Raw genomic sequence first — 18,551 nt, forward strand, 5'->3', positions numbered from 1 at the left:
AGCACAAATCTATCTGTGAATAAACATTTTTGGTTAAGTTACTAAGGGCATACGGCGGATGCCTTGGTACGAGAAGTTGATGAAGGACGCGACTACCTGCGATAAGCCACGGACAGGCGGAAATAGCCTAATACCCGTGGATCTCCGAATGGGGCAACCCATCTCAAGTAATGTTGAGATATCTGCATCTGAATACATAGGGTGCATGAAAACAACCCAGTGAACTGAAACATCTAAGTAGCTGGTGGAATAGAAAACAAAAGTGATTACCTGAGTAGTGGCGAGCGAAAAGGTAAAAGTCTAAACTGTCTAACATGTTAAAGGAAGTGACCGTTGTGTTAGCAGTGTTGCGGGGCATATTCAGGCTGAATTACTGATAAGCCGAAGAGTAAAAAATTGTATTATTAACTGAAAGTTCTGGAAAGTTCTACCATAGAAGGTGATAGTCCTGTAAGTGAAAATAATATAACTCTTTGGAATATGTTTCCAAGTACCACGAAGTAAGTGGAATTTTGTGGGAATCTGGGAGAACCATCTCCTAAGACTAAATACTCTCTCGTAACCGATAGCGAAGCAGTACCGTGAGGGAAAGGTGAAAAGCACTCCTAATAGGAGGGTGAAATAGTACCTGAAACCGTATGCTTACAAGCAGTTGGAGTCCCGATTTATCGGGATGACAGCGTGCCTTCTGGATAATGAGCCAACGAGTTACTCGTATGATGCAAGGTTAATTTCTTAAGGAAAGGAGCCGAAGCGAAAGCAAGTCTTAATCGGGCGATTTAAGTATCATGCGGTAGACGCGAAACCGGGTGATCTATCCTTGTCCAGGATGAAGTGAGGGTAAAACCTCATGGAGGTCCGAACTAATGTGGGTTGAAAACCGCTTGGATGAGGTGAGGATAGGGGTGAAAGGCCAACCAAACTCGGAAATAGCTCGTATTCCTCGAAATAGCTTTAGGGCTAGCCTCGAATTAAAAATATAACGGAGGTAGAGCACTGATTGGGCTAGGGCTGTCACAACGGTACCAAACCCAGACAAACTCCGAATTCCGTATATATGTTTTTCGGGAGTCAGGCAGTGGGGGATAAGCTTCATTGCCAAAAGGGAAACAACCCAGATCATCAACTAAGGTCCCTAAATGGTAGTTAACAGAGAAAGGATGTTCAATTGCTTAGACAACTAGGATGTTGGCTTAGAAGCAGCCATTCATTTAAAGAGTGCGTAATAGCTCACTAGTCAAGCGATCGGGCGTCGACAATGTACGGGACTTAAACTACCTACCGAAGTTATGGGATCCAATTTATTGGATCGGTAGAGGAACATTCTATAGGCATAGAAGGTGTGTTGCGAGACATGCTGGAGCGTATAGAAAAGCAAATGTTGGCATAAGTAACGATAATGGCGCCGAGAAAGCGCCACACCGAAAGTCTAAGGTTTCCTGAGCAATGTTAGTCATCTCAGGGTTAGTCGATCCCTAAGCCGAGGCTGAAAGGCGTAGGTGATGGAAAACAGGTTAATATTCCTGTACCTGGTAAATTTCGTTCGACCGTAAGGAGGGACGCAGGAGTGAAGGTGAGCCACCTGGTGGATTAGGTGGTCTAAGTATGTAGGTTTGAAGTGTAGGCAAATCCGCACTTCTTTAAGACCGAGATACGAACGGGTGGATGTATTTCCTGAACTCACCGTAATCATACTGCCGAGAAAAACTTCGTACGGAAGAAATTTATTGGATCGTACCGCAAACCGACACAGGTAGACGGGATGAGTATTCTAAGGTGCTCGAGTGAGCCGTGGTTAAGGAACTCGGCAAATTAACCCCGTAACTTCGGGAAAAGGGGTGCCCCCAGTATGTGAAGCTCCCGCGAGCTTAGCAGAAAAGGGCCGCAGTGAAATGGCCCAAGCGACTGTTTAACAAAAACACATGTCTCTGCGAAGTCAATCAAGACGATGTATAGGGACTGACACCTGCCCGGTGCTGGAAGGTTAAGAGGAGAGGTCAGCGCAAGCAAAGCTTTGAATCGAAGCCCCAGTAAACGGCGGCCGTAACTATAACGGTCCTAAGGTAGCGAAATTCCTTGTCGGGTAAGTTCCGACCTGCACGAATGGTGTAACGATTTGGGCACTGTCTCAACCACGGGCTCGGTGAAATTGTGGTACCGGTGAAGACGCCGGTTACCCGCATATGGACGGAAAGACCCCGTGCACCTTTACTGCACCCTAACATTGGGTTCGGGTAAAGCATGTGTAGCATAGGTGGGAGGCTTTGAAGCCGGGACGCTAGTTTCGGTGGAGCCAACGGTGAAATACCACCCTTGCTTTATTTGGATTCTAACCTCGGTCCTTGAATCAGGATCAGGAACAGTGTTAGGCGGGTAGTTTGACTGGGGCGGTCGCCTCCTAAAATGTAACGGAGGCTCTCAAAGGTTCCCTTAGCATGGTTGGTAATCATGCGTCAAGTGTAAACGCAAAAGGGAGCTTGACTGCGAGACTTACAAGTCGAGCAGGTGCGAAAGCAGGAGTTAGTGATCCGACGGTAGCGAGTGGAAGTGCCGTCGCTCAAAGGATAAAAGGTACGCCGGGGATAACAGGCTGATCTTACCCAAGAGTTCATATCGACGGTAAGGTTTGGCACCTCGATGTCGGCTCATCGCATCCTGGGGCTGAAGAAGGTCCCAAGGGTTTGGCTGTTCGCCAATTAAAGCGGTACGTGAGCTGGGTTCAGAACGTCGTGAGACAGTTCGGTCCCTATCCTATGCGGGCGAAGGATACTTGAGAAGGGTCGCTTCTAGTACGAGAGGACCGAAGTGAACGTACCTCTAGTGCACCAATTGTCGCGCCAGCGGCATAGTTGGGTAGCTATGTACGGTTGTGATAAGCACTGAAAGCATCTAAGTGCGAAGCACGCTTCAAGATTAGGTATCCCAGTCGTAAGACTCTAAAGACTCCTCGGAGATTACGAGGTTGATAGGCTGCAGGTGTAAGTTCCGTAAGGGATTCAGCCAAGCAGTACTAATAGGTCGTGCGGCTTAACCATTAATTTTTATTCACAGATTTGTTGCTCTTTTTATGGTTCACTCTTTCTTCTTTCATTTTATTGATTTTAATTTTGGTGACTATAGCCTGGGTGTCACACCTCTTCCCATTCCGAACAGAGAAGTTAAGCCCCAGCGCGCCGATGGTACTGCATGCGCAGGTGTGTGGGAGAGTAGGTCGTTGCCAAAGTTTTTTTGAATCCCGGTTATTCCGGGATTTTTTTTGATCTTTTTTAATTTTATTCTGAATTATTTTTTTGACCGCAAATAACCTCATATCACTTCCCCTCTGTTTAATTGTTTAGCAATTGACCCTTTCTCTTCTCATCAGCGGGAATTCACATTTTCATTCTTATTAAAATCAGGAATTAAATTTCTTATTAAGTTCAAATATTTATAATTACAAACAATTTAATTGACTATTTGAATGGCATACTTTTTTATCCGATTTAGGATTCTATCTTCCTGATTAATATTTTGTTAACTAATTTTCACTATGGCTTTAACCGAAAATATTGCCCTTAAACAAATTTGTTATCACTGCGGAGACGACTGTCCCGACAGCTCTATTTTTTCAGAAGATAAATATTTCTGCTGCAATGGATGTAAAACTGTTTACGAAATCCTGAACGAAAAGAACCTATGTAACTACTACTCAATTCAAGCCAGCCCTGGTATTACGGCTCAAACTATTGCATTGCAGAGATTTGAATATCTTGATGACGAAAAAGTTTCTTCAAAAATTATTGAGTTTGCAGATGATACTCATTCCTCTGTCACATTTTCAATTCCACAAATGCATTGCAGTTCGTGCATCTGGCTGCTTGAGAATTTGAATAAACTCGATGATGGCATTCATTATTCCCGTGTCGATTTCTTAAAGAAGACAGTATCATTGCTTTTTTACAATGAACGAATTTCATTATCCAGGGTGGTTCATCTTTTAGCTTCATTGGGTTATGAGCCGGAACTGAATCTTGATACACATCACAGCAAAGAAGATTATAACTCAAAAAAGAAAGTCTATTTGAAATTGGGTATTGCTGCATTCTGCTTTGGCAATATCATGTTGTTAAGCTTTCCGGAATATCTTTCAATCGATGTAACAGAAACATTCTATAAAAAACTGTTCAATTATTTAAATCTATTTCTTTCGCTTCCCGTTTTCTTTTACTCATCATCAGATTATTTCATCTCGGCAATCCAGGGACTCAGAAAAAAAATAATAAATATAGATGTTCCGCTCTCGCTTGGTATACTTGTGCTGTTTGTCCGAAGTGTTTATGAAGTTCTAACGGCAACCGGACCGGGATACTTCGATTCATTCACCGGGCTGATCTTTTTCCTTTTGATAGGAAAATTGTTTCAGCAAAAAACTTATGACACACTTAATTTTGAAAGAGACTATAAAGCCTATTTCCCTCTTGCTGTAAATGTTAAAAAAAATCATGTAGAAAAATCAACAGCTGTTGCAGATCTGGAAATTGGTGACAGAATAATAATCAGGAAGGATGAAATAATTCCGGCTGATTCAGTTCTGATTTCAGGTGTTGCAAATATTGATTATAGTTTTGTCACAGGCGAGTCATCTTCTGTTCATAAAAATTCCGGTGACCTGATCTATGCCGGAGGAAAACAAATCGGCAGTGTATTGGAACTGGAAGTAATTCATGAAGTTAGTCAAAGCTATCTTACACGACTCTGGAACAACGACATTTTTAAAAGAGAGAAACAGACGACATTCACTTCATTCTCAAATAAAGTAAGTAAATATTTTACCGCAGCGATTCTGCTTATTGCGACTGCAGGATTTGTTTTCTGGTATCCGTATAGTTCAAACACAGCCTTTGATGTTTTTACAGCAGTTCTAATTGTCGCCTGCCCTTGCGCGCTTGCCCTGTCGATCCCATTTACACTTGGAAATGTAATGAGAATTCTTGGCAGGAATAAAATGTATTTAAAGAACACAGCAGCAATTGAAGAAATGGCAGGAGTGGATTCAATTGTATTCGATAAAACGGGTACTCTTACTGAAACAGGTAAAACCAAAGTTGAATATATAGGTGAACCACTAAATGATTTTCAGAAGAAATTAATAAAATCAGTCGTTAGGAATTCAACTCATCCATTGAGCCGGAGAATTTATCACGCTGTTGATGTGGAAGAACTCTTTGACGTTACTGATTTTCTTGAAATTCCCGGAACAGGATTACAAGCGATGGTACTTGGAATAAATGTAAAGGTTGGTTCAATCAAAAGTAGTTCTCTTGAACAGAGTAACGGTACTTATAAAAATGTAATATCCGGGAATCCGGCTTCAAATATCTTCATAACAATTGATGAAAAAACAATCGGATATTTTTCTGTTGCAAATTTTTATCGGGAAGATGTGGAAAAATTGATGCAAAATCTTTCCGAAAAACATGAACTATATCTTCTTTCAGGTGATAATGAATCGGAAAAAGAAAACCTGATGAAAATATTTCACGATGAAAAGAATTTATTATTCAGACAGTCACCGCAGGATAAACTTGATTTCATTAAAGCACTCCAGGCTAAAAATAAAAAAGTACTAATGGCTGGTGATGGCTTGAACGATGCCGGCGCTCTGACACAAAGTAATGTTGGAATTGCCGTTACAGAAAATATCAGCAATTTCACTCCTGCCTGCGACGCAATACTTGATGCTGCAAAAGTAAGTAAGCTTGGAAATTTTCTTGAGTATATGCGATCAGGAATAAAAATAATTTACCTGAACTTTGGTATTTCAATACTTTATAACCTTGTTGGGCTAAGCTTTGCAATCCAGGGAAATCTTTCACCGCTGATTGCCGCTATACTTATGCCGCTTAGTTCAATTTCAGTTGTGGCTGTGGCTACTTTTTCTACAAACTTAATTGCGAGAAGGAGAGGTCTGTTATCTCTGTAATTGCTGTTCTGATTGGATTCAGTTTACTGGTTGCTGTAGGTTTTTTGGTAGCCTTTATATGGGCTGTAAAAAACGGACAGTACAGGGATACATATACTCCTTCAATAAGAATGCTTCTGGATGAAAATAATTCAAATAATAAGGAAGAAAAATAATTAACACTTCATACATAGGAGATAATTTATGGGGTTAGATAAATTCACTTACGATAACGGAATCGTCCGCAAGTTTGGTATCGCTACAATGCTTTGGGGTGTTGTAGGCATGCTTGTTGGAGTAATTATCGCAACTCAGTTGTTTGCACCTGCACTTAATTTCGGAATACCATACCTGACTTTCGGAAGGATAAGACCGCTTCATACAAACGCTGTTATTTTTGCTTTTGTCGGAAACGCAATCTTTATGGGAATATATCATTCGCTGCAAAGATTATGTAAAGCAAGAATGTTCAGTGATATGTTAAGCACTTTTCACTTCTGGGGCTGGCAATTAATTATTGTCGCCGCAGCCATTTCTCTTCCATTAGGATTGACGACAAGTAAAGAATATGCTGAACTTGAATGGCCTATTGATATTGCCATCACATTAGTGTGGGTTGCGTTCGGAATTAACATGTTTGGGACAATAATTAAAAGACGCGAAAGCCATATGTATGTAGCGATATGGTTTTACATTGCCACTTGGGTTACAGTAGCTGTTCTTCATATTGTTAATTCAATTGAACTTCCCGTAGCATTCATGAAAAGTTATCCGATTTATGCCGGTGTGCAGGATGCACTTGTACAATGGTGGTACGGGCATAACGCCGTAGCATTTTTTCTAACAACACCATATCTCGGATTGATGTATTATTATCTTCCGAAAGCTGCTAACAGACCGGTTTATTCTTACAGGCTTTCGATAATACATTTCTGGGCTTTGATATTTATTTACATCTGGGCTGGACCTCACCATTTACTTTATTCGGCTTTACCAGACTGGGCACAATCACTCGGAACAGTTTTTTCAATTATGTTGATTGCACCTTCCTGGGGTGGAATGATAAACGGTTTGCTTACTTTGAGAGGTGCGTGGGACAGGGTTCGTGAAGATGCTATTCTAAAGTTTATGGTTGTTGCAATTACCGCTTATGGTATGGCAACATTTGAAGGTCCGATGTTATCACTTAAAAATGTAAATGCACTTGCTCATTTTACTGATTGGATTGTATCACACGTACACGTCGGTGCATTAGGCTGGAATGGATTTTTAACTTTCGGAATTCTTTACTGGTTAATACCCAAACTTTATAACACAAATTTGCATTCAAAGAAACTGGCTAATCTTCACTTCTGGATAGGAACACTTGGTATTGTATTTTATGCTTCATCAATGTACTGGTCAGGTGTTACACAGTCATTAATGTGGAAACAATTTACACCGCTCGGTGTTTTGCAGTATCCTAATTTTCTGGAAACAGTTTTACAGATTGTACCAATGTATGTCATCCGCGCGATCGGCGGAACATTATATCTTGGCGGTATGATAATTATGGTTTACAATCTTGGTATGACAATCAAAGCCGGTAAATTTGTTGCTGAGGAACCAGCAGAAGCTCCGGCTCTTATCAAACCAAAAGATCAATTTAAAAAAGGTTCACGTCATCGCTGGTTAGAGGGAAGACCAATTCAATTTCTTGTTGCATCATTAGTTGTAATACTTATAGGTGGTATTGTAGAATTTGTACCGACATTTTTAGTTCAGTCGAACATCCCAACTATTGCAAGCGTTAAACCTTATACTCCGCTTGAACTGGAAGGTAGAGATCTTTATATAAGAGAAGGCTGCGTTAGCTGTCACTCGCAATTGGTTCGTCCATTCAGATCAGAAACAGAAAGATACGGCGAATACTCTAAAGCAGGTGAGTATGTTTATGATCATCCTTTCCTATGGGGTTCAAAAAGAACAGGACCCGATTTACATCGTGAAGGTGGAAAGTATCCGAATCAATGGCATTACCTGCATATGGAAAATCCAAGATCAATGTCTCCCGGATCACTTATGCCACCTTACCCATGGCTGCTTGAAAATTCACTTGATGTATCAAACCTTGAATCGAAGATCAATGTAATGAGGTCACTTGGAGTTCCATACGCCGATGGCTATGAAAATCAGGCATTGAGTGATCTGAATAGTCAGGCAGAAATAATCGCGCTTGATCTTCAAAAATCCGGAGTGCCTGCTGAGCCGGATAAAGAGATCATCGCGCTGATAGCTTATTTACAGAGACTCGGTACTGATATAAAAGGTAATCAAACTGCGTCAACCAACGGAACGGTGAAGTGATGTATAAAAATATTCTTGTTTCAATTGAAGGCATAGATATCTTCCCGATAATTTCGATGATATTATTCTTCGTGTTCTTTATCGGGTTGATTATCTGGGTTTTGAGAATTGATAAAAACTATATCAAAGAAATGGAAAACATTCCGCTTGATTTAACGGAAAGTTCCTCTTATAAATTTACAGGTGAGAATCATGAAAAATAAATTTTTTCAAACTGCTTCCTCAGTTTTACTTTTTACGGCTGGTTTAAATGCGCAATCCGGTAATCCTGATCTACCGGACAACTATTACAGTTACGTAGCCTTTTTCATATTTCTGATAATCTTTCTCATGATACTTGGTTTCCTCTATTATGGAATGGGCGAAGGCGAAGTTGTTGAGGTTAAAAAAGTTTCTGCGTTCAAAAAGTTCAGGCAGTTTGTCACACGTTCTGTGCCTATGGAAAAAGAAGATGACATTTTGCTTGACCATAACTATGACGGAATAAAAGAACTGGACAACAGGGTTCCGCCATGGTTTAGTTATTTATTTTATTTCACAATTCTGTTTGCTGTTTACTATATGCTCGACTATCATGTTTTTGCAACAAGCAAACTTTCGGGAGATGAATACCTTGAAGAAGTACAAATAGCCGCGGATAAAATGGCTGAACTTATGAAAAGCGGCGCTTTGGTAAATGAAGAAACAGTTACCGCGGTCTTTGATGAAGCCTCTGTACTCTCAGGGAAAAAAATCTATGATGTTAATTGTGTTGCCTGTCATTCAGCGGACGGCGGCGGTCTGGTTGGACCTAATCTTACCGATGAGTACTGGATTCACGGCGGCGGAATAAAAAATGTTTTTAAAACAATTAAGTACGGTGTTCCTGCTAAAGGTATGATAAGCTGGCAAGCACAACTAAATGCAAGACAAATTCAGGAAGTTGCAAGCTTTATTCTTACACTCAAAGGAACAAATCCGGTAAATCCAAAACAGCCTGAAGGTGCTATCTACACAGAACCGGATTCAACTGCAGTTGTTGTCACTCAATAAGTTTTAGGGGTTCGTTATGATTGAAGTTAATGAAGAGAAGCAAACGTTCAGAAATGAATTAGCGACAGTTAGCAAAGAAGGTAAAAGAAACTGGATCTACCCGAAAAAACCAGCGGGTAGATTTTATAACGCAAGAACTGTGGTGAGTTTTATTTTACTCGCTATCCTGATCGGAACGCCCTTCATTAAAATTGACGGACACCCGTATATTCTTTTTGATTTTCTTAGCCGTAATTTCATTTTGTTCGGCATTCCTTTTGGCACTCACGATTTTCATCTCTTTGTGCTTGCAATGATATCAATAATTGTATTTATAATTTTATTCACCGTTGTATTCGGCAGAGTGTTTTGCGGTTGGGCATGCCCGCAAACGATTTTTATGGAAATGGTTTTCAGGAAAATCGAATACTTTATTGAAGGTGATGCAAATCAGCAAAGACAATTAAAAAAAGCACCGTGGACAGCATCAAAGATTTTCAAAAAAACTTTGAAGCAATCAATATTTTTTGCGATAGCTTTTTTCATTTCAAATATATTTCTCTCATACATCATTGGTATGGATGAGCTATTAAAAATTGTCAGTGCCCCTCCATCGGAACATACGAAAGGGTTCATAGCTATACTTGCTTTTTCAGGAGTTTTTTATTGGGTGTTTTCATATTTTAGAGAACAGGCTTGTACAATTGTGTGCCCGTACGGAAGACTGCAGGGAGTCTTACTCGACCAGGATTCAATTGTTATTGCGTATGATCACGTTCGCGGTGAGCCAAGAGGTAAGCTCAAAAAAAATGAAGATACTTCATCACAGGGAGATTGTATCGATTGTCACTTATGCGTTGATGTTTGTCCAACCGGAATCGACATACGAAACGGGATTCAGCTTGAATGCGTGAACTGTACAGCCTGCATAGATGCCTGCGACAATGTTATGGATAAAATTTCAAAACCGCGCGGACTTATCCGTTATGATTCACTTAACGGTATAACAAAAAAACTTAAGTTCAGATTTACACCTCGTATGATGGGATATTCCGTAGTCCTAACTGTTCTTTTGAGTGTGTTAACTTTCCTTTTAGTTACAAGAAGTGATTTCAGTATAAACATTTTAAGAACACCCGGAATGTTATACCAGGAACTGCCGGACGATATGGTCAGCAATATTTATGATCTGAATATTGTGAACAAGACTTTCGACAAAGCTGATATAGATATTAAGCTGGATGATGTAAACGGCGAATTAAAATTGATAGGAAATAAAATTTCTTTGGCACCTCAGGGTATTGCTGACGCAAAATTCATGATCATATTGCCAAAAGCGGATCTTAAGAAAATGAATACTCCCGTTACACTGAGTATTTATTCAAACAACAAATTGTTAAAGATGATAAGCACAACATTTCTTGGTCCGGTTAAAATGAAAGAGAAAACGGAGAATCAATGAAACTGAAATTTAACTGGGGAACAGGAATAGTAATTTCAATGCTGGTCTTTATGATTGCGACAACAGGAATGATGATCTTATTCATTAATCAGAAAGTTGATCTGGTGACGGATAACTATTATGACAAGGAATTAAAGTTCCAGCAGCAGATTGACAAGGTGAATAACACAAACAATCTTAAAGAAAAAATTGAACTGAAGTATGAGAGTCAGCTTGTAAGAATAAAATTTCCTCAAAGCTATATTTCCTTGAATCCTGCCGGCGAATTATTTTTTTACAGACCATCGGACATTAAAAAAGATTTTAAAATTCCGTTAAGCATTGATTCAACAGGTTTACAGGTTATTCCATTTACTTCTCACGATAAAGGATACTGGAAAGTACAACTGCATTGGAGTATGCAGTCATCGGAATATTTTAATGAGTTATCATTTTTGAATGAATAGTGGTTAATTAAACCTAAGATGTTGAATTTAATTTATCATTACGGGCAAGCCGGAATGACGGAAATCTTTTGATTAGTGAGTGATTAGTATAAATATGTCGCTTGAAATACTATCAGCGTTCGTTATAGGTTTGTTCGGAAGTTTGCACTGCATCGGTATGTGCGGACCAATTGCATTCGCGCTTCCAGTTGCACAGCAGACTAATGTTACTTTTTTATTGGGAAGACTTCTTTATAACCTTGGACGCGTAATAACTTATTTCTTTATGGGAATAATTTTCGGACTTCTCGGGGGAAAAGTAATGATGGCAGGTCTGCAGCAATCGCTATCAATAGCACTCGGATTGTTCATCATTATTTATGTTATTCTTCCACAGAAGTACAAAACAAAAATTCTTTTATCATCAGCAATTATTTCAGTTACTACTCCTTTAAAAAAATCAATCGGCAGTTTATTCAAAAAGGGAACTATTCCCTCACTCTTTTTTATCGGATTACTAAACGGATTTTTGCCATGTGGTTTTGTTTATATAGGTCTTGCCGGTGCAGCCGCAACCGGTGATGCTTTTTCCGGCGGAATGTTCATGTTTTTATTCGGGCTTGGTACAGTTCCAATAATGTTTATAGCATCTTACTTTGGCAAAGTAATAAGCATTGATATACGAAAGAAACTTTTAAAAGCAGTTCCGGTTTTTGCCGTTGTGATTGCAGTAATTTTTATTCTCAGGGGAATGAACCTGGGTATTCCATACATCAGCCCAAAACTGGGTACGGTTATCAACACATCTTCTGAATCAAACTGCCATTAACTAAAGATTAGATCGCTTTCTTCTTCTTACTCTTAAAGAATTCCTATATTTACAAAAACACATTAAAGGATTATGCAGAACTGGACAAAGATTGTCTTAGGTGTATCAGCTTCAATCATTTTATTGATATTGGCGGCAGGATATGTATTCTATAACATGCTTCGTTCTTCTTTACCAGAGTATGAAGGTGAGATAACTTCATCATCAATAAAAAATAGTATTGAGATTTATCGTGATAGCCTGGCAATACCGTATATCATTGCTGAAAGTGATGAAGACGCGGCATTCGCTTTAGGTTATGTTCATGCACAGGAAAGATTATTCTCAATGGATATGGCTCGCCGCGCAGCAGCAGGAAGATTAAGTGAAGTATTCGGTGAACAAACAATAGCGTTTGATAAAATGTTTTTGACTATGGGGATAAAAAATGTCGCTTATGAAAATTTAAAGCGAACTTCACCTGAAGTAAAAAAAATTCTTCAGGCGTATGCTGATGGGGTTAATCAATATATTGAAGATGCCCACGGCAATTATCCTGTTGAGTTTGATGTGCTTGGATATGATCCTTATAAATGGCAGCCGGTACACTCATTGATGATTGTAAGAATGATAGCCTGGGAACTTAATATAAGCTGGTGGACAGATATTACTTTTTCAAGGCTTGTTCAAAAACTTGGTGAAGAAAAGGTTAAAGAAATTCTTCCGGGCTATCCTGAAAATGCACCTTATGTAATTCCATCTCAATTAAAAAATATTTCTGCAATTCCTTCTGATCTGATTGAAACAGATAAAGCATTCAGAAATTTTATGAAGATAGATGGTACACACCTCGGTTCGAATAACTGGATAATAAATGATTCTCTATCCGCAAGCGGTAAACCGATAATTGCAAATGATCCTCATCTCGGTTACAGTATGCCGGGCAAGTGGTACGCCGCTGTTATCAGAAGTAAAGACTGGAATGCGGAAGGCATAACGCTGCCTGGAGTCCCGGGAATCGTAATCGGTAAGAATAAAAATATTTCATGGGCTGTTACAAATATTATGATGGATGATTCAGATTTTTATCTGGAAAAAATTGATTCAACAGGAACTAAATATTTTTGTGACAACAAGTGGAGAGAATTAAAAATTTATAAAGACACAGTAAGAGTAAAAGACAAAAACGATATTCCCGTTGAAATAAAAATGACGCATCGTGGTCCGATTATTTCTGATACTCATCTTTATTCAATCTGGCACCCTGAGCAATATTACGGAAATACATCAATCAGTATGCGCTGGTCTGGTAATGATCCAAGTGATGAAATATTCAGTTACATCAGTATCAACAAAGCAAAAAACCGGGATGAGTTTAGATCAGCGGTTTCAGGTTTCAGTGTGCCGGGACAGAATTTTATTTATGGCGATAACGCCGGAAATATCGGATATGTTTTTGGAGGAAGACTTCCGTTAAGAGGTAACAACAATCCTACTTTTGTTTTTGACGGAACAACAACAGCAAACGATTGGAAAGGGTATCTGTCAAAAAGTGAAACTCCTTCATTCTTTAACCCCAAAGAAAATTTTATAGCAACTGCAAATAATAAAACCGTTAAAGATTTTAAATATCATATATCGAATCTCTGGGAACCATCTTCACGTATTGAAAGAATTAATGAGCTGTTAATATCAAAGAGTAAACATTCGACAAAAGATTTTGAACTTTATCAGAATGACATTGTTTCTCCTTATGCAAGGCAGATAACTTCGCACATCCTTAAATCGTTTGAAGGAATAAAGGTGAATGATGAAAATTTAAATCAGACATTATCACTTTTTACAAACTGGGATTTTGAATTGGGCGAGTATAGTCAGACTCCTTCAATCTATGCTGTGTTTTTCAAATACCTGATGAGAAATATTTTTCTTGATGAAATGGGTGATGATCTTTTTAATGAATATGTATCAGTAGCAAATGTACCTTATAGGTCAGTATTACAACTGCTTGAGAATCCTTCATCATCCTGGTTTGATGACATAACAACAAATGAAATTGAATCAAAAGATTTTATTATCAGAAAAAGTATTGATGACGCTCTTACACATCTTGAAAAATTATTCGGGAAAGATATAAGTGAATGGCAGTGGGGTAAGCTTCACAAGTTTAAGTTTAAACATCCGTTCAGCGGCTATTCCGGTCTGATCGATGAATATATAAATGCAGGTCCAACCGGAATCGGCGGTGACGGAACAACCATTTTTAATACTGAATATTCTTTTTTTAATTCTACTGATATACTCCCCGGGTTTGATCATGAAGAATTTGAAAATAATCTTGGACCATCAATGAAATATATTTTTGATTTTGCAAAGCCCGATGAGTTTCAGCTAATACTTACAACAGGTCAATCGGGGAATGTAATGAGTGATCACTACAAGGATATGGTTGAAAGCTGGCTGCGAGGTAAGTACATAACTATAAGGACTGATGAATCGTCAATCAAAAATTCTAAACACAAATTATTAAGAATTGTTCCGGGTAATTAGATCAAATCATACTTCGTGTGCAGTTAATCATTTTTATGTTAAATTTGTTCATTAAAAAATACAGGACTGAATGAAAGTAATTGAACATCTTGCAAAAGCTAAAGAGCCTCTGATAAGCTTTGAACTAATTCCGCCTAAAAGGGGCGGAGATATAAAAGGGCTGTTGTCCGTAATTGATGACATAGTAAAATACAGACCTCCGTTTATTGATATTACAAGTCACAGTGCTGAGGTTGTTTATGATGAAACACCACATGGCATCACAAAAAAAATAAAACGTAAACGTCCCGGCACACTTGGTATATGTGCGTTAATTCAGAACAAGTACAACATTGATGCTGTTCCTCATATTCTGACAAAGGGTTTTACACGCGAAGAAACAGAAGATTTTCTTATCGAACTAAATTACCTGCAGATCGAAAATGTGCTTGCAATCAGGGGCGATGACAGCGGGTATGAAAAACCGGTTCCGAGAGGAAAGAGTGTAAATGTTTATGCTTCCGATCTTGTCAAACAGATTGTCGCAATGAACAATGGAAAATATCTTGAAGAAAATCTTCTTGATGCAAGACCTACAAATTTTTGTATTGGTGTTAGCGGTTATCCCGAAAAACATTTTGAAGCGCCGAACTTAAAAACCGACATTAAATATGTCAAAGAAAAAGTTGATGCCGGTGCTGAATATGTTGTATCGCAAATGTTTTTCGATAATAAAAAGTATTTTAAGTTTGTTGAACTATGCAGGCAGGAAGGAATAACAGTTCCTATAATTCCGGGATTAAAGATACTTACTACAAAAGCGCACTTAGTTAACATTCCCAAAAATTTCTATATAAATATTCCTGACGCACTTGCTGATGAGGTTTATTCAGCTAAACCTGATCATGTAATTGATGTTGGTTTAGAATGGGCTGCGAGACAGGTTGAAGAGCTGATGGATCATAATGTGCCGAGTGTTCATTTTTATATTATGCAGAATTCATTGCCCATCATAAAACTTATGGACAGGTTGAAAATTGAAAAGAAAATTTTTTAAAATAGAAAATGCTGAATATTAAAAAACGAAGTATTAAAAAAGTTAAATGGGGAGTAGCAGGCTGCGGTAGGTTCACTGAGCTATCCATACTTCCAGCAATAAATCTGTTGCCGAGAAGTACCGTTACTTCACTCTTCAGCGCCGACCTGAGCCGCGCAAAATCTCTTTCAGAAAAATTCGGTGTTAATAATTACTTCAATAGCTATGATGAATTTTTGAAATCGGATATTGATTCAGTTTATGTAGCAAGTTCAAATCATCTTCATAAAGAACAAGTGATTAAAGCCGCACAAGCTGGTAAAAATATTTTATGTGAAAAGCCGATGTCTTTAAATTCTTCTGAAGCTGAAGAAATGATTAAAGCCTGCGAAGAAAATAAAGTACTTTTTTCTGTCGGATATGTACATCGTTTTCACCCGCTTGTTACAAAGGCAAAAGAGATACTCAAAAACCAGATGCTTGGCAAACTTGTATCCATCCAGTTGAACTTTAATATTGATTTCCCGCCCGGATCAAATTTCAGATTCAGTATGGCAAAAAGCGGCGGTGGCGCATTAAGAGATCTCGGAACACACATGATTGACATGTTAAGATATTTCGGCGGTGAGATTGAAATCATAAACGGAGTTATGGACCAGGTCGTTTACAAAAGTGAAGTTGAAGATTTTTCATCTGCGATTGTGAAGTTTGTTAAAGGTGGTTATGGATATTTTAATGTTTCGTACAACAACAAAAAATCTTTTAACAGGATTGAAATACTTGGTCATACAGGTTCATTAAGTATTGAAAGTTATATCGGTGTAAAATTATTTCCATCTAAACTTACTATTATGCTTGATGGTGAAGCAAAAAAATCTTTCCGCAAACGTGCTAATAAATTATATCACCAGATTAAATCTGTGCAGAATTCATTTCTTAAAAACGAAACCCCGCTTGTTACCGGGTACGACGGATTAATCAACCTTAAACTTATGGAAGAGTTAGAAGCAAAATGCCGGACAGAAAAAAGTTAGTTGATGTCTGTCACAGGATTTATGAAAAAGGTTTTGTATCTGCGTACGACGGTAACATTTCTGCTGCAACTTCAAACAACACTTTTTATATAACCCGCTCCGGAGTTTGCAAAGGTGATGTTGCAGAAAAAGATATACTTGAGATAGATGCTTCCGGTAATATTATTTCCGGAGAAGGTAAATTATCGACAGAATATAAAATTCATCTTTATGCTTATGCACACAGGAAAGAAGTTAACGCTGTTGTACATTGTCATCCTGTTTATGCAACTGCGTTTGCGGTAAGAGGTGAAAGTTTTGATAAAAATATTTTCCCAGAAGTCATGCTGACTCTCGGTAAAGTCCCTCTATGCAAGTACGCAACGCCATCAACAGATAATCTTCCACTCAGTATGAAGCCTTATATAGATTATGCCTGGGGATTTTTATTTCAGAATCATGGTGCTGTTACACTCGGCAGAAATATTTATGACGCTTATTACAAAATGGAAAAACTTGAACACGCTGCGAAGACTATATTTATAGCAAGGCTACTCGGCGGGGAAAAAGAACTTGATCCTGAAAGTATAAAAGAACTTGTTGCAATCGCAGAAGAATCATACGGATTAAAACCTGATATCAGGAATATTTTATAAAATAATTACACTTCAATTTTTGAAAACAATTTATGTCAGTTAAACCTAAAATTGCTTTGTTCCTTGGCGGAACATCTCCCGAACGTGAAGTTTCAAAATCATCTGCCGCATCTATATATAAAACTTTAATCGGTCTTGGATATGAAACTATTTTAATTGATCCGGCATACGGAAAAAATCAACCCGAAAAACCTGAAGACTTTTTCAGCAAGACGGATTATTCAGACCTATCAACAAAAAATTATCTTGATGCCTGCAGTCTTCCACAGCTTAATAATATTGATCTTGTATTTCTTGCGCTTCACGGTAAATACGGCGAAGATGGAACAATACAATCGCTTCTTGAACTTAAAGGATTAAAATATACAGGCTCAAAAGTTTTATCGAGCGCACTGTCGATGGATAAAACAATGTCAAAAGTTTTATTCAAGGAATACAATGTCCGAACAGCAAAAGGTTTTACAGTCGGTGATAAAAATTTGTCATCTAAAATTATTGCTGCAAAAATTAATGATGAACTTTCATATCCTTGCGTGATAAAACCCAATGATCAAGGCTCGACTGTTGGGTTAACGGTATGTAAAAGTGATAAAGATGTTGAAGCAGCAATGAAACTCGCATTCAATTTTTCTGAGAAAGTTTTAATTGAAGAATTCATTGCAGGTCGTGAAATGACAGTTGCTGTAATTGAAGATAAAGCACTCCCCGTACTTGAAATAAAACCTAAACACGGTTTGTACGATTACGAGTGTAAATACACTTCAGGTATGAGTGAGTACGAAGTGCCCGCAAAAATCCCGGATGAAGTAGCAGCCGAACTTCAGTCGCAGGCGTTGTTGGCATTCAAAGCATTGGATTGCAGTTCTTATGCACGTGTTGATTTCAGGTTGAGTGAAGATAATAAACCTTACTGCCTTGAAGTAAACTCATTACCAGGAATGACGGCAACAAGCCTTGTTCCTAAGATGGCAAAGGCTGTCGGTATTTCATTCGATCAACTTATAGAGCGGATAATTCAAATCAGTTTGTAATGTCGAAAACAAAAAAGAGTAATCTTAAATTTTATTTGTTCGGAATCGCTTTAGTCATCGGAGTACTTTTTGTTTTTTTTAATGAACAGGGAGTTATAAAATATCTCAAACTAAAAGAAGAAGTGAATTCACTTAAAGAAGAGATAAAAAAAGTTGAAGATGAAAACAAAAAACTTGAAGCAGAAATAGATTCACTGAAGAGAAAAGTTCCCGCAAAAATTGAAAAGACTGCACGCGAAAAATATGATATGATACGTCCCGGTGAAAAAGTTATTGAAGTGAAAGAAGAATAA

14 protein-coding genes and 2 rRNA genes are annotated in these 18,551 nt (G+C 38.3%); all 16 read left to right on the forward strand.

Annotated features, from left to right (window positions below; genetic code table 11):
• The first annotated feature begins 31 nt into the window (after positions 1–31).
• The 16 genes from IPM56_02465 (at position 32) to IPM56_02540 (ending at position 18,551) form a co-directional block, all read left to right on the forward strand.
• Positions 32–3,035: ribosomal RNA gene (locus IPM56_02465) — 23S ribosomal RNA — on the forward strand.
• A gap of 71 nt (positions 3,036–3,106) precedes the next feature.
• A 5S ribosomal RNA gene (rrf, locus tag IPM56_02470) occupies positions 3,107–3,223 on the forward strand.
• 306 nt (positions 3,224–3,529) lie between these two features.
• A complete protein-coding gene (locus IPM56_02475; GenBank protein ID QQS36840.1) occupies positions 3,530–5,962 on the forward strand; it encodes a heavy metal translocating P-type ATPase metal-binding domain-containing protein in 2,433 nt (810 codons plus the stop codon).
• Complete coding sequence (ccoS, locus tag IPM56_02480) at positions 5,953–6,117, forward strand: cbb3-type cytochrome oxidase assembly protein CcoS (protein QQS38207.1); 165 nt, start codon at positions 5,953–5,955, stop codon at positions 6,115–6,117. Before IPM56_02475 ends, ccoS begins: the two co-directional genes overlap by 10 nt.
• A 28-nt stretch (positions 6,118–6,145) precedes the next feature.
• Positions 6,146–8,287, forward strand: a complete 2,142-nt coding sequence (gene ccoN, locus IPM56_02485; GenBank protein ID QQS36841.1) for a cytochrome-c oxidase, cbb3-type subunit I — start codon at positions 6,146–6,148, stop codon at positions 8,285–8,287.
• Entirely contained in the window at positions 8,287–8,490 is a 204-nt protein-coding gene (locus tag IPM56_02490; protein ID QQS36842.1) for a cbb3-type cytochrome c oxidase subunit 3, read from the forward strand. The genes ccoN and IPM56_02490 overlap by 1 nt, the downstream gene beginning before the upstream one ends.
• Complete coding sequence (locus IPM56_02495; GenBank protein ID QQS36843.1) at positions 8,480–9,319, forward strand: c-type cytochrome; 840 nt, start codon at positions 8,480–8,482, stop codon at positions 9,317–9,319. Before IPM56_02490 ends, IPM56_02495 begins: the two co-directional genes overlap by 11 nt.
• Positions 9,320–9,335: 16 nt before the next feature.
• Positions 9,336–10,760 (forward strand): cytochrome c oxidase accessory protein CcoG, encoded by a 1,425-nt coding sequence (gene ccoG, locus IPM56_02500; protein QQS36844.1) that lies wholly within the window; start codon positions 9,336–9,338, stop codon positions 10,758–10,760.
• A complete protein-coding gene (locus tag IPM56_02505) occupies positions 10,757–11,206 on the forward strand; it encodes a FixH family protein (GenBank protein QQS36845.1) in 450 nt (149 codons plus the stop codon). Before ccoG ends, IPM56_02505 begins: the two co-directional genes overlap by 4 nt.
• Before the next feature lie 94 nt (positions 11,207–11,300).
• A complete protein-coding gene (locus tag IPM56_02510; protein ID QQS38208.1) occupies positions 11,301–12,014 on the forward strand; it encodes a sulfite exporter TauE/SafE family protein in 714 nt (237 codons plus the stop codon).
• 72 nt (positions 12,015–12,086) lie between these two features.
• Positions 12,087–14,543, forward strand: coding sequence for a penicillin acylase family protein (locus IPM56_02515; protein QQS36846.1), 2,457 nt, complete (start codon positions 12,087–12,089; stop codon positions 14,541–14,543).
• 70 nt (positions 14,544–14,613) lie between these two features.
• Positions 14,614–15,579, forward strand: coding sequence for a methylenetetrahydrofolate reductase (locus IPM56_02520; GenBank protein QQS36847.1), 966 nt, complete (start codon positions 14,614–14,616; stop codon positions 15,577–15,579).
• A gap of 8 nt (positions 15,580–15,587) precedes the next feature.
• Positions 15,588–16,592, forward strand: a complete 1,005-nt coding sequence (locus IPM56_02525; protein ID QQS36848.1) for a Gfo/Idh/MocA family oxidoreductase — start codon at positions 15,588–15,590, stop codon at positions 16,590–16,592.
• The gene (locus IPM56_02530; protein QQS36849.1) at positions 16,571–17,227 is read left to right on the forward strand and encodes a class II aldolase/adducin family protein; all 657 of its coding nucleotides are present in this window, start codon (positions 16,571–16,573) and stop codon (positions 17,225–17,227) included. Before IPM56_02525 ends, IPM56_02530 begins: the two co-directional genes overlap by 22 nt.
• Before the next feature lie 32 nt (positions 17,228–17,259).
• Positions 17,260–18,258 carry a D-alanine--D-alanine ligase gene (locus IPM56_02535; GenBank protein ID QQS36850.1) on the forward strand — a complete coding sequence of 333 codons (999 nt, stop codon included), beginning with the start codon at positions 17,260–17,262 and terminating at the stop codon, positions 18,256–18,258.
• On the forward strand, positions 18,258–18,551 hold the full coding sequence (locus IPM56_02540; protein ID QQS36851.1) for a septum formation initiator family protein: 294 nt from the start codon (positions 18,258–18,260) through the stop codon (positions 18,549–18,551). Before IPM56_02535 ends, IPM56_02540 begins: the two co-directional genes overlap by 1 nt.

The organism is Ignavibacteriales bacterium (genome assembly GCA_016700155.1).
Taxonomy (GTDB): domain Bacteria; phylum Bacteroidota; class Ignavibacteria; order Ignavibacteriales; family Ignavibacteriaceae.

Coding starts and splice junctions, on each gene's coding strand:
- IPM56_02540 (QQS36851.1), top strand. CDS start 18,258: ATGTCGAAAACAAAAAAGAGTAATCTTAAATTTTATTTGTTCGGAATC.
- IPM56_02490 (QQS36842.1), top strand. CDS start 8,287: ATGTATAAAAATATTCTTGTTTCAATTGAAGGCATAGATATCTTCCCG.
- IPM56_02495 (QQS36843.1), top strand. CDS start 8,480: ATGAAAAATAAATTTTTTCAAACTGCTTCCTCAGTTTTACTTTTTACG.
- IPM56_02510 (QQS38208.1), top strand. CDS start 11,301: ATGTCGCTTGAAATACTATCAGCGTTCGTTATAGGTTTGTTCGGAAGT.
- ccoG (QQS36844.1), top strand. CDS start 9,336: ATGATTGAAGTTAATGAAGAGAAGCAAACGTTCAGAAATGAATTAGCG.
- IPM56_02475 (QQS36840.1), top strand. CDS start 3,530: ATGGCTTTAACCGAAAATATTGCCCTTAAACAAATTTGTTATCACTGC.
- IPM56_02530 (QQS36849.1), top strand. CDS start 16,571: ATGCCGGACAGAAAAAAGTTAGTTGATGTCTGTCACAGGATTTATGAA.
- IPM56_02535 (QQS36850.1), top strand. CDS start 17,260: ATGTCAGTTAAACCTAAAATTGCTTTGTTCCTTGGCGGAACATCTCCC.
- ccoN (QQS36841.1), top strand. CDS start 6,146: ATGGGGTTAGATAAATTCACTTACGATAACGGAATCGTCCGCAAGTTT.
- IPM56_02515 (QQS36846.1), top strand. CDS start 12,087: ATGCAGAACTGGACAAAGATTGTCTTAGGTGTATCAGCTTCAATCATT.
- IPM56_02525 (QQS36848.1), top strand. CDS start 15,588: ATGCTGAATATTAAAAAACGAAGTATTAAAAAAGTTAAATGGGGAGTA.
- IPM56_02505 (QQS36845.1), top strand. CDS start 10,757: ATGAAACTGAAATTTAACTGGGGAACAGGAATAGTAATTTCAATGCTG.
- IPM56_02520 (QQS36847.1), top strand. CDS start 14,614: ATGAAAGTAATTGAACATCTTGCAAAAGCTAAAGAGCCTCTGATAAGC.